The 11096-nt window shown below is 58.4% G+C and carries 8 protein-coding genes; 3 read left to right on the top strand and 5 right to left on the bottom strand.

The genetic code is table 11. From position 1 onward, the window contains the following. Window positions 1–420: 420 nt before the first annotated feature. The gene (locus tag ABIK48_08405; GenBank protein MEO0022174.1) at window positions 421–3195 is read right to left on the bottom strand and encodes a T9SS type A sorting domain-containing protein; all 2775 of its coding nucleotides are present in this window, start codon (window positions 3193–3195) and stop codon (window positions 421–423) included. 301 nt (window positions 3196–3496) lie between these two features. On the opposite strand from ABIK48_08405, the gene fsa reads away from it, so the two are divergent. Genes fsa through ABIK48_08420 form a run of 3 tightly spaced genes read left to right on the top strand, consistent with a single transcriptional unit; the run spans window position 3497 to window position 7464 of the window. Further along, entirely contained in the window at window positions 3497–4156 is a 660-nt protein-coding gene (gene fsa, locus ABIK48_08410) for a fructose-6-phosphate aldolase (GenBank protein ID MEO0022175.1), read from the top strand. Beyond that, on the top strand, window positions 4156–6288 hold the full coding sequence (locus ABIK48_08415; GenBank protein ID MEO0022176.1) for a transketolase: 2133 nt from the start codon (window positions 4156–4158) through the stop codon (window positions 6286–6288). Before fsa ends, ABIK48_08415 begins: the two co-directional genes overlap by 1 nt. A 12-nt stretch (window positions 6289–6300) precedes the next feature. Next, complete coding sequence (locus tag ABIK48_08420; protein MEO0022177.1) at window positions 6301–7464, top strand: pyridoxal phosphate-dependent aminotransferase; 1164 nt, start codon at window positions 6301–6303, stop codon at window positions 7462–7464. Here ABIK48_08420 and ABIK48_08425 read toward each other — a convergent pair. The 4 genes from ABIK48_08425 to ABIK48_08440 are packed head-to-tail and all read right to left on the bottom strand — an operon-like array spanning window position 7461 to window position 10970. Continuing rightward, window positions 7461–7970 (bottom strand): DUF4416 family protein, encoded by a 510-nt coding sequence (locus ABIK48_08425; GenBank protein MEO0022178.1) that lies wholly within the window; start codon window positions 7968–7970, stop codon window positions 7461–7463. The genes ABIK48_08420 and ABIK48_08425 overlap by 4 nt on opposite strands. An 11-nt stretch (window positions 7971–7981) precedes the next feature. Continuing rightward, window positions 7982–8563 (bottom strand): SMC-Scp complex subunit ScpB, encoded by a 582-nt coding sequence (gene scpB / locus ABIK48_08430; protein ID MEO0022179.1) that lies wholly within the window; start codon window positions 8561–8563, stop codon window positions 7982–7984. 2 nt (window positions 8564–8565) lie between these two features. Continuing rightward, entirely contained in the window at window positions 8566–9789 is a 1224-nt protein-coding gene (locus ABIK48_08435) for an aspartate kinase (protein MEO0022180.1), read from the bottom strand. Window positions 9790–9791: 2 nt separating this feature from the next. Beyond that, window positions 9792–10970 (bottom strand): aminotransferase class I/II-fold pyridoxal phosphate-dependent enzyme, encoded by a 1179-nt coding sequence (locus ABIK48_08440; protein ID MEO0022181.1) that lies wholly within the window; start codon window positions 10968–10970, stop codon window positions 9792–9794. Window positions 10971–11096: the final 126 nt, after the last annotated feature.

The following is an 11096-nucleotide window of genomic DNA, read 5'->3' on the forward strand; positions in this document are numbered from 1 at the left end:
ACTCCGCCTCGCTGTCGCTCGGCTCCGGTCGAAATGACCGAAAAAAGGTGCCTCGGCGTCGTCCGGTCGAAATGACCTTCCTCTTTTCCGTCATTCCGAGCGGAGTGAAACGGAGTCGAGGAATCCCCCCTTCTGTCATTCCGAGTTTGTCGAGGAATCGCTTTTGCGGGATTTCTCCATTCCGCTTCGCTTCAGTCGAAATGACTGTTCCTTTAGTCATTCCGAGCTTATCGAGGAATCGCTTTTCAGAGATTTCTCGGCTTCGCTCCTGCGGGGCTGCGCTCGAAATGACCCTGCGCCCCTTCTGTCATTCCGAGCGGAGTGAAACGGAGTCGAGGAATCTTTTCTCCAATGCAAAATCCGGGGAAATGAGAACCGGGGCGTCCTTCAGGACGCCCCGGCGTTTGTGTCCGGAGTTTTTCAGCGCACGAGCAGTTTGGCAGTGGTCTTCTTCCCTGCCTGCTGTGCCTGCACAAAGTAGATTCCCGGCGGCAGGCGGTGGAGGTCAAGGGTCAGACTGGAGGAGCTGGTAACCATTTTCTGCCGGATTCTGCCCGTCAGGTCGGAGATGGTGAATACGGCGGTTCCGGGAAGCGGAGTGTTCAGGCGGATATTGACCCTGCCCGCTGCCGGATTGGGGTAAAGTTCGAGCCGGAATGGAGCGGTGACCGGCAGGGGAGCTGGCGGTTCAGCAACACCCGGACCCGCTTCCGGGCTCTTGTAGCACCAGAATTCGACCGTCTTGTTGCCCTTGAGCGCAAAGAAGATGCCGTTACCCATGCCGGTGATGCCGCCACCGCTCTTGACCCGCTTTTTCCTGCCGGTGGTGCCGAGCTGAGGGATGGTGTCCAGTTCGGTCCAAGGTTCGGGCAGGCTGGGGTTGAAGCGCCAGAATTCGCAGGTATTGCCGCCCTTGAGACAGTACATCGCCCCGTTCCACCAGGCGCCGCCCGCACCATCCTTGACCTTTTTCTTCTTGCCGAGCATGCCCGCCTCGGGGAAGTTGCGGAAGCTGGTGGCAAGCCACTGTCCGGAGCCAACATCAAATCCGAACACCTCACCGTATTTTGCCTTGACCGCATAGATGGTGCCGGTGCCGTCATAGACAATGAATGAGCCTTCCTTGTAGCTGTTCTTGCCTGATGGTCCGAGCGGTGCTTCGGGCTGTGCCTCCCAGGAGTCGGCAATCACATTGTAGCGCCAGAATTCGTTTTTGTAGCCCTTGAGCAGGTAGACGAAATCGCCCTGCGGGGTGCGGACATAGGTCATCTTGGTGCCGCCCTTGAGCGGTTTGCCGGTCGGACCGGGCGGAACATCCTTTTTTGACTCCCAGGTGTCAAGCCAGGCATCATAGCGGAAAAAGCCGAAGGTGGAGTAGCCCTTGGTCGCATAGAGGTAGCGGATGCCGTCACTGCAGAGGGCACCACCCTTGTAAACCGCCTTGTTGGCGGTGCCGGGCGGGATGTTGTCCAGAACAGACCAGGAGTCCTGCTCAATGTCATAGGCGAGGAAGTCGTTGGTCTTGTTGCCGCGCAGGATATAGACGCGGTTGCCAAGCAGGGCAATGGCACCACCATCCTTGACCGGTTTGCCGGATGTTCCGGTCGGAAGCGGGGTGAGTTCCTGCCAGCCGGGATGAAGCAGGGTGCGGACCCAGACCGTCTTGCTGAAGCGGTCATTATAGGGTTCATTGTCGCCGGTGAGCCGGGTGGAGCAGGCAACGGTGTAGGTGCCGCGGCCGGCATTCCAGGTGCGGAAGGTGAGCAGTGCGGTGTCACCCGGGGCAATGGTGGTAATGACCGCGGAGTCGGTAAAGACCGGTGTCGTGCCCTGCAGCACGGAAAAGAACGCCTTGAAGTTCGCCTCAGTGAAGGTGCCGAAGTTGACAATCTGAACCTGCGGAGTTAGCGGTCCTGGGGGAACAGTGTCGGCGGGTGACAGGATGGCGGTTACGCCGACATCGTGACTCGGGGTGCGGACAGTGACCGTGGAGTTGATGCGGTCATTTTCCGGATTGAGGTCGCGCGGTGCGCTGACCCAGAGGGTGGTGGTGAAGGTGCCGGCAGGGGTGGCGAGCCAGGAGGAGAAGCTGATGGTGTCGGTCTGACCGGGGTTCAGGCGATGAGTGACTGAGTCGGTGTAGAGCGGGGAGCCGAAAAATGAGATTTCAAACCAGGCTTTGAGGTTGACCGCCTGAGGAGCAAGGTTGGCGATTACTCCCTGAGGGATGACAGTGGTCGTTTCCATCACTACGCCCGCCGGTGCCAGAATGGCAATGGCGGCGACATCGTTGTAAAAGGGCGGGCGGACAAATACCCGGCGGCTGGCGGTGTCGTTTTCCGGATTCAGGTCATCGGGCAGGCGGGTCTGAAACCGGACAGTGACGATCCCGGCGGTGTCCGCACGCCAGGAGCGGAAGTTCACTGTTGCCGAATCGCCGGCGTTGAGGTTCGTGACATAGAAGCTGTCACGGTAGGCGGTGCCGATCTCGCAGACGGTCCAGAAGGAGGCGGTGCCGACCGACGGGTTGTAAACCCGGCAGGCAGGGGTGATGCTGGAGGCGGAGTCAACGGTGTCGGCCGGCGTCAGGATCCGGAGGATGCCGACATCGGTTGCCCGGCGCTCGGCGGTGATGGTGAAGTTGTCAATGACAAACCACTGGATTGCGGTTGATTCACCGAGGCAGGCAAAGGCAATCCGGACCCCGCGGCGGTTGGTTGCCCAGCTGAGGTCATAGGTCACCAGACCGGGTTCAATCGTTCTGCCGGTAAGGTCGGCGATTTCAATTGTGAATGGACCGGAGTCGACGGCGCCGTAAATCCGGACATCGGAGATGCCGGTTCCGGGCTGAATGCCGAGGGAACAGCGGAGGGTGATGTTGTAGCAGCCGGTGAAGTCAAGATAGGGTGTGATCAGCCAGTCGTCAATCTCCTCTTCACTGCCGGTGCCGAGTGCGGCATACGGGGTCGGGTTTGCAGACCAGGGGTTGAAGCCCAGATCCGGGGCACGGTGCCAGTCGTTTCGGGAGGTGTCACCGCGGAATTCAATCGTCCAGCCGGCAGGCGGGTTGACCGTTGACCAGGTGCCGTTGAAGTTTTCGGTGATGATGGTCTGCTGGGCAGCGACCGGCAGGGAGATTGCGAACAATATCAGCAACGGGATAAATGGGGGTAATTGCACTACCTTTCTTTTCATTTAAAGCCTCCTTTGGTGCCCAGCAACCGGAGCGTCAAATATTAATGCCGGGAGCGCCGCTCCGGGCTGATGAGCAGTTAACTTTTCAGCGCCGCCATAATATGATAAGCCGGTTTTTTAATTTGTCAATAAAATGGAATAAAAGGAATAGGTCTGATTTGATTTTCTCACAATTATCGGGTATGATTAGCAGCTTGTGAAAGAAGGAAAATTTCCGCCGGTGAAAATTAAGCCGTATTATTGTAAGGTTGCAGGTTTCAACCGTGGTTAATGATTTCAACTCTAAGCAGGAGGAACAATAATGAAGATTTTCATTGACTCAGCCGATATTCGTGAGATTCAGGAGGTGGCGGGCTGGGGAATCCTTGACGGCGTGACCACCAATCCGACACTGGTCAGGAAGACCGGCCGACCGTTCCGGGAGTGTGTGGCTGAGATTCTCAGGGTGGTGGATGGTCCGGTATCGGTGGAGGCGATCGCTCCGGATGCGGAGGGTATGGTCCGGGAAGCGGAGGAGTGGGCAAGACTGGACCCGGCAAAGGTAACAATCAAGATTCCGATGGGGATCGAGGGGCTGAAGGCGGTGCGCGAGCTGGCACGCCGGCAGATCATGACCAATGTGACACTCGTTTTTTCCCCGAATCAGGCACTTTTAGCCTGCCGTGCCGGTGCGACCTTCATCTCGCCGTTCATCGGCAGACTGGATGACATTTCCCATGACGGAATGGAACTGGTGCGGGATATTGCCGCAATGATTGAATACTATGATTTTGCCACGCAGGTGATCGCCGCCAGTATCCGCCATCCGCTCCATGTGATTGAGGCGATGCGGGCAGGCGCTCATATCGCCACCATTCCCTATGATGTGTTGAAGAAGATGGTGCAGCATCCATTGACCGATGCCGGGATCAAAAAGTTCTATGAGGATTATCAGCAGATTCCGAAGGGTAAGGAGGGTTAATGCCGATTGTTGATTCCAGGACCGGTCAGGTAAGAAAAACCTATACCGCGGCCGAGCTGATTCAGGCGGCAAATCTGATGCGTGGTTACAATCTGATTGCGCTGTGTGCCGCCGGTTCCGGCCATGCGGGCGGGACGCTGTCAATCATGGATATCACCGCCGCCCTCTATCTTCAGGTTGCCCGGCATGACCCGCAGAATCCGTTCTGGGAGGACCGGGACCGGATTATCTGGTCAACCGGCCATAAGGCGCCCGCGCTTTACCTCGGGCTGGGGATGGCGGGTTATTTTCCGGTTGAGGATGTGGTGCGACTGCGCAAGCTTTATGCTCCGTATCAGGGACATCCCCACTGGCTGAAGCTGCCCGGGGTGGAAATTTCCTCCGGTTCGCTCGGGCAGGGGCTTTCGGTGGCGGTCGGGATTGCCCTTGCCGCCCGGCTCGACCGCAAGAGTTACCGGGTCTACTGTATCACCGGTGACGGCGAGCATCAGGAGGGGCAGATCTGGGAGGCGGTGATGGAGGCGGGTGCCTTTCACCTGGACAATCTCTGCTGTATCCTCGACAAGAACCGGCTGCAGATTGACGGCTGGGTCAAGGATGTGATGAATATTGACCCGATTGCGGACAAGTACCGTTCCTTCGGCTGGCATGTGATTGAGATTGACGGCCATAACATGCATCAGATTCTCTCCGCATTTGACAAGGCGGCTCAGCACCGGGGTCAGCCGACGGTGATCATCGCCCATACGACCAAGGGTAAGGGTGTCTCCTTCATGGAGAATGTCGCCGGCTGGCACGGCAAGGCACCGAATAAGGCAGAGATGGTCAAGGGACTCCAGGAGCTCGGACTGCACTACCGGATTGATTATGAGAAACTGCTGAAGAAGGCGGAGGAGTATCAGGCAGAGGCAAGCGCCCAGCTGATGGCAAAGGTGCCGAAGTTCTCCCGGGACTATTTCTGGAACCGGCAGGAGAAAATGAAGGTGGAGATGAAGGCAACCCGGTTCGGATTCGGTGAGGCGCTGGAGGAGCAGGGCGATGATCCGCGGGTCTGCTGTATCGGGGCGGACATCTCGAGCTCCATTACCATCTCCCGGTTCTATGAGAAGCATCCGGAGCGGATGGAGCGCTGGATTTCAGTCGGCATTGCGGAACAGTCGGGAACCAATGTTGCCGCCGGGCTGGCAAAGGAGGGGAAACTGCCGGTATTCGGCACCTATGGCGTCTTTGCCGCGGGCAGAAATCTGGATCAGCTGCGGACCACGGTCTGCTACGGCAACTTCAATGTCCTGATCGCCGGTGCCCATGGCGGGGTTTCGGTCGGGCCGGACGGCGCCACCCATCAGGCGCTCGAGGATCTGTTCCAGATCTGCGGACTGCCGAATATGCATGTCTGCGTGCCGGCGGATGCCCTGGAGACCAAGCGGGCGACAACCCATCTCCTGTTTGAAATCAAAGGTCCGAAGTACATCCGGTTTGCCCGGGAAGCGACACCGGTCGTTACAAACGAGCGGACACCGTTTGTGTGGGGGATGCCCAATGTCTACCGTTACCGGGGTGAAAAGGAGCTGTTCATTGATGCCTTTGAGGTGACAACCGCGGACCGTTATGAGAATGAGAAGGAGCAGCTGACGATTGTCGCCTGCGGACCGATGGTGCCGGAGGCGCTGCGTGCCGCCTGGATCCTGAAGGAGGATTTCGGGATTGAGACCCGGGTAATCAATCTCCATACACTCAAGTCACCGTCAACCCATCCGCATGAGACGATTCCCAACCAGAGGTATCTTGTCCAGGCAGCCCTGGAGACCGGAGTGATTCTGACCGCTGAGGAGCATCAGATTGGCGGGCTGGCAAACCGGGTTTCCTATGTCCTGCACACGGCACCGGAACTGTATGGCAAGCCGGTGGCATTCGGAGCCATCGGTGTCAAAGACCGGTTTGGCGAGTCAGGTCAGCCGTGGGAGCTGATGTGGGAATTTGAGGTTTCCGCCGAGCATATTGCCGCCAGGGCACGGGAACTGCTGGCGCTGGTGCAGCAACCAGTGGTTGCGGCGCGGGAGGCTAAAACCGGAGGGGCAAGAAAGCGGACTCCAACCCGGAAGTCCCGGGTGAAAAAGGAAAAGAGCGAATAGAGAGGAGGCGGTATGCGACTGGCAAACCGGATGGAACGGCTGGGCACTGAAACCGCCTTTGATGTGCTCTGCCGGGCAAAGGAGCTGGAGTGCAGCCGGACTGTGATCCATCTGGAGATTGGCGAGCCCGATTTTGCCACTCCCAGGCACATCGTGGAGGCAGCAAAGCAGGCGCTGGATGAGGGCTGGACCCATTACGGTCCTTCTGCCGGACTGCCTGAGCTCCGGGAGGCGATTGCGGACTATGCCGGCAGGATGCGGGGGGTGAAGTTCTTTCCCGAGCAGGTGGTGGTGACGCCGGGTGCCAAGCCGGTGATGGCGTTTGCAATCATGGCGCTGGTGGACACGGGTGATGAGGTGATTTATCCCAATCCCGGCTTTCCGATCTATGAATCAATGATTGAATACATGGGTGGCAGGCCGGTGCCGGTACGGTTGCGGGAGGAGCGTAATTTCCGGCTGGATGCCGAGGAGCTGGCGCAGATGGTCAACAGCCGGACCAAGCTGATTGTGATCAATTCGCCGGCAAACCCGACGGGCGGTGTGCTGACCCGTGAGGACCTGCGGCTGATTGCCGATACCGCACTGAAGCACAATGTCTGGATTCTGGCGGATGAGATTTATTCCGAGATCGTTTATGATCACCCGTTTGAGTCCATTGCCCAGTTCACCGATGTCCATCCCCGGTTGATCATCCTGGACGGTTTTTCCAAGACCTTTGCCATGACCGGCTGGCGCATCGGCTATGGAATCATGCCCAGGGATATGGCGGAGAAGATGGCGCGGATTGAGACCAATATCAACTCCTGTACCGCTACTTTTATTCAGCGTGCCTGTCTGGCAGCACTTCAGGGGCCGAAGGAACCGGTTGAGCAGATGGTGGCGGAGTTCAAGCGGCGCCGGGATTTTATCGTTGACGGACTCAACCGCCTGCCCGGATTCCGCTGTCTCAAGCCGCAGGGTGCCTTCTATGTATTTCCCAATATCGAGGGCACCGGCATGGACTGCAAGGTGCTGGCGGACCGGCTGCTGGAGGAGGAGGGCGTTGCCTGTCTTGCCGGGACCTGTTTCGGCAAATTTGGTGACGGCTTTCTCCGGTTCAGCTATGCCAACTCGATTGAAAATATCGGCGCCGCTCTGGAGCGGATCGCACAGTTTCTGAAGCGGAACCGTTAGTCAGTCGGCGCCAGCAGGGTTCGGCGGCAGGCCGAAAGAAAGTTCAAGCAGGTCTCGGTTTTATAATCCGGATAGGTCCAGGGCAGAGGCTGATAACTACCCTGATGAAAGATCAGCGTAACTTCCGCATATACCTTCGGGGTCAGGGCGATCCGGTGGGAATAGCCCTTGGTGGTGGCAAGCACCAGGTTGTGAAGGGTCAGAATACCCGGATCAAGATTGAGCCGGCGCTTACCATTTTCATCCCGGAACCGGTCCTCAATTTCCATTGTTTTGTCCTTAAGCTGGCTTAACTGGTAAGGCAGAACCGGTGGTTCAAAAAGAAGCCACTGGCGGACCAGGCCCGGACCCATTTCCGGTTCATAATAGCGGGAGAAGTTCCAGCTGATGACCGGGCTGCGGAGCAGGATCGGACCGAAGATATGATTCAGTTCCGGTTCGACGGTATTGATCAGTCCCGGCTGGCGGGCAAGGACCGCCAGAACCAGCCGGGCAGGTTTGGTCATCAGCCCGCGAGTTATTCAGATTCCGGTTCCCGGGCGGCGAGAAATCCGCCCAGCTCCTCAAGCCGGGGCAGCTCATCAAGCGATTCCAGACCGAAGTAGCGCAGAAACTCCCGGGTGGTGCGATAGAGAAACGGGTTGCCAGGACGATGTGCCCGGCCCGCAGTGACAATCAGTCCCCGCTCGAGCAGGGTCAGCAGGGGTGCGGAGCAGTCCACCCCGCGCAGCTGTTCAATCTCGGGCCGGGTGATCGGCTGTTTGTAGGCGATGATTGCCAGTACCTCCAGCGCGGCAGCGGACAGACGCTGGATCCGGGTGTGGGCATAAAGTCTGCGGATCCAGTCGGCATATTCCGGCAGGGTATAGAGCTGATAACCCTGGGCGACGCGGGAGATGCGGAAGGCTCTGCCGGTTTCGGCATAAGTCTGATTGAGCCGGTCAATCGCTTCCCGAACGGCGGTATCATCGGCACCGGTGATTTCTGTCAGCCGGGCAAGGGTAACCGGTGCATCAGCAGCAAAAAGCAGCGCCTCAATTACCGGTTCCAGCGGCTGAGCCACCGGTTCAGTCTTTTCTGCCGGTTCCGGATACTCCATGATTATGACTCCCGGGTAAGGCGGAAGCGGGCGAGCAGGGCGGTAATCGCCAGCCGGAGCTGGGAGCGACGCAGAAAACAGGTAAGCCGGGTGGCGTTGAGGGCAAACGCCTCAAGGTGAATCTGTGCCTGATGAAGAGTGTCAAGAGTGCCCGAGATGATTTCCGGATCGTTGCCGACCCCGGGTCCGACGAGCGAGACCGAAGCCAGGTCATCAGCGATATCCAGTTTCGCCGCCCGGACCTCATTCAGCAGTCCGGTCAGGATTTCCTCGGTCCGTTTCCGGTCCGGTTCCGGAATGATGAAGGAAAGGTCAAAGCGGTTGTTGTGGGCGATGCCGTGGCTGAAGAACAGAACCGGAATCCGGGCGGCAGCGAGCCGGGTGATGACCTGATGGAGACAGCGCTGTTTTTTCGTCACATCAATCAGAGTGATCCGGGCAAGTTTGTGCTGATGGGCAATTGCCCGGACAAACGCCTTTTCCATCTTTACCATTCTTTTTTCCACGACCATGGTACCTCGCTTATGGTTAAATGATGAGCTGATTTTTAAGGGCACGCGGTATTTTTCCGCCAGGGCGCAGGCGCGGGGGTGAATTACCTCCGAGCCGGCCTGAGCAAGTTCTGCCAGTTCGGTAAAGGTGATTTCCTTAAGATGCCGGACCGCAGGAAACTCAAACGGGTTTTCAGTGAAGATGCCGTCAACATCCTTGTAAAATTCACACATATCAGCCCGGAGCGCAGCCGCCAGCGCCACAGCGGTCACATCCGAACCGCCCCGGCCCAGGGTAGTAATTTCCCGCTCCTCGCTCATACCCTGAAAGCCGGCGACGATCGGAATTCTGCCTTCCCGGAGCGCATCGGTGATCCGGAACAGACGGATTTCCTGAATCCGGGCGTCGGTGTGAAACCGGTCGGTGATGATGCCCACCTGCGAGCCGGTAAAAGACTGGGCTTCAATCCCGTAGCCCATGATTGCCAGTGCCAGCAGCGCCATCGTCTGGCGTTCGCCGGCGGTCAGAAGCATGTCCAGCTCCCGCGGGTTGGGTTTGGGGTTGACCGCACAGGCAAGCTCCAGCAGCCGGTCAGTGGTTTCGCCCATGGCAGAGACAACCACGACAATCCGGTCGCCGCGCCGGCGCCGGGCAACGATCCGCCGGGCAACATTTCTGATCCGCTCAATGTCCGCAACTGAGGAGCCACCGTATTTCTGGACGATCAGTGCCATCTTCAGATGGTTTTCAGCCAGCGCCCGATCCGGCGGGCAGCGGTCCTGAGCCTTTTTTCATCAGCAATCAGGGCAAAGCGGACATACCCTTCGCCATGTCTGCCAAAACCGGCACCGGGTGCTGCCACCACCCGGCAGTTCTCAAGCAGGGCAAGGACAAAGGCAAAGGAGCGGGAGCCGTTTGCCTGGTGCTGCCAGCGCTCAGGCAGCCGTGCCCAGAGATAGAAGGTGGCGCGGGGTGGTGTCAGCTGCCAGCCGGCGGACTGAAGCGCCTGGACAAAGACCTTCATCCGCCGGGCATAGGTGTGCCGTACCGGTTCGGCGAGTTTGCGGCAATTCTGCAGCGCCCAGGCGGCAGCATCCTGAACCGCACCAAACGGTCCGGAGTCAACATTCTGCTTGATTTTCAGCACTGCCTTCAGGATATCCGGATTACCGACCGCCATCCCGATGCGCCAGCCGGGAATGGAGAAGGTCTTGGCAAGGGAGTGGAGTTCAACTGCACAGCTTCGGGCATCAGGAACCTGGAGGATGCTGGGCGGTGGTGTCTCAAACCAGAGTTCGGAGTAGACATTGTCATTGATGACATAGAAGCCGTGCCGGAGTGCGAGCCGGATCAGCTCGTGATAAAATTCCAGTGGTGCGACCGCGGCGGTGGGATTACTGGGAAAGTTCAGACACAGCAGTTTGAGCCGGGGTCCGAGCCGGTCAATGAGATTGAGATCAGGCAGGAAACCGTTTTTTTCCTCCAGCGGAATTGAGACCGGGGTGGCACCGGCAAGCAGGGTGTTGTTAAAGTAAACCGGATAGCCGGGATCGGCAACCCCCACCCGGTCACCATCACCACAGAGCGCCCAGATGAGATGAGCAGCACCCTCCTTGGAGCCGATAAGCATGAGCACCTCATTTTCCGGATTGAGCCGGACCCCGAAGCGCTGCTGATACCACTCGGCAACCCGGGTGCGGACAGACAGCTTGCCCGCATAGGTGGGATAGCGGTGGTTGGCGGGCTGATTCAGCGCTTGGCGCAGCCGGGCAAGCAGCGCCCGGGCGGGCGGCAGGTCCGGATTACCTTCGCCCAGGTCAATGAGTCCGCGCCCCAGCTGTGCCTTGAGCCGGTCCAGTTCGGAAAAAAGATAGGGCGGAATGCGGTTCAGGCGCAGGGCAAAAATTTTTTCCATTGGTCAGGGACAGATGTTGCCGGCGGAATTCCTGCCGGTGCTGGTTTGATATCCTTTAACTGCTCCATGTCTGTCCGGTTAGATTTTTACCGTTCCGGGACGAAAAGTCAATATGATGTCCGCACC

Source organism: candidate division WOR-3 bacterium, from assembly GCA_039801085.1.
GTDB lineage: Bacteria > Hydrothermota > Tepidihabitantia > Tepidihabitantales > Tepidihabitantaceae > JAOABP01.

Bases quoted from the DNA above. Each gene is read 5' to 3' on its own strand.
- ABIK48_08435 (MEO0022180.1), bottom strand. From the start codon at position 9,789: ATGGCACTGATCGTCCAGAAATACGGTGGCTCCTCAGTTGCGGACATT.
- fsa (MEO0022175.1), top strand. From the start codon at position 3,497: ATGAAGATTTTCATTGACTCAGCCGATATTCGTGAGATTCAGGAGGTG.
- ABIK48_08425 (MEO0022178.1), bottom strand. From the start codon at position 7,970: ATGACCAAACCTGCCCGGCTGGTTCTGGCGGTCCTTGCCCGCCAGCCG.
- ABIK48_08405 (MEO0022174.1), bottom strand. From the start codon at position 3,195: ATGAAAAGAAAGGTAGTGCAATTACCCCCATTTATCCCGTTGCTGATA.
- ABIK48_08420 (MEO0022177.1), top strand. From the start codon at position 6,301: ATGCGACTGGCAAACCGGATGGAACGGCTGGGCACTGAAACCGCCTTT.
- scpB (MEO0022179.1), bottom strand. From the start codon at position 8,563: ATGGAGTATCCGGAACCGGCAGAAAAGACTGAACCGGTGGCTCAGCCG.
- ABIK48_08440 (MEO0022181.1), bottom strand. From the start codon at position 10,970: ATGGAAAAAATTTTTGCCCTGCGCCTGAACCGCATTCCGCCCTATCTT.
- ABIK48_08415 (MEO0022176.1), top strand. From the start codon at position 4,156: ATGCCGATTGTTGATTCCAGGACCGGTCAGGTAAGAAAAACCTATACC.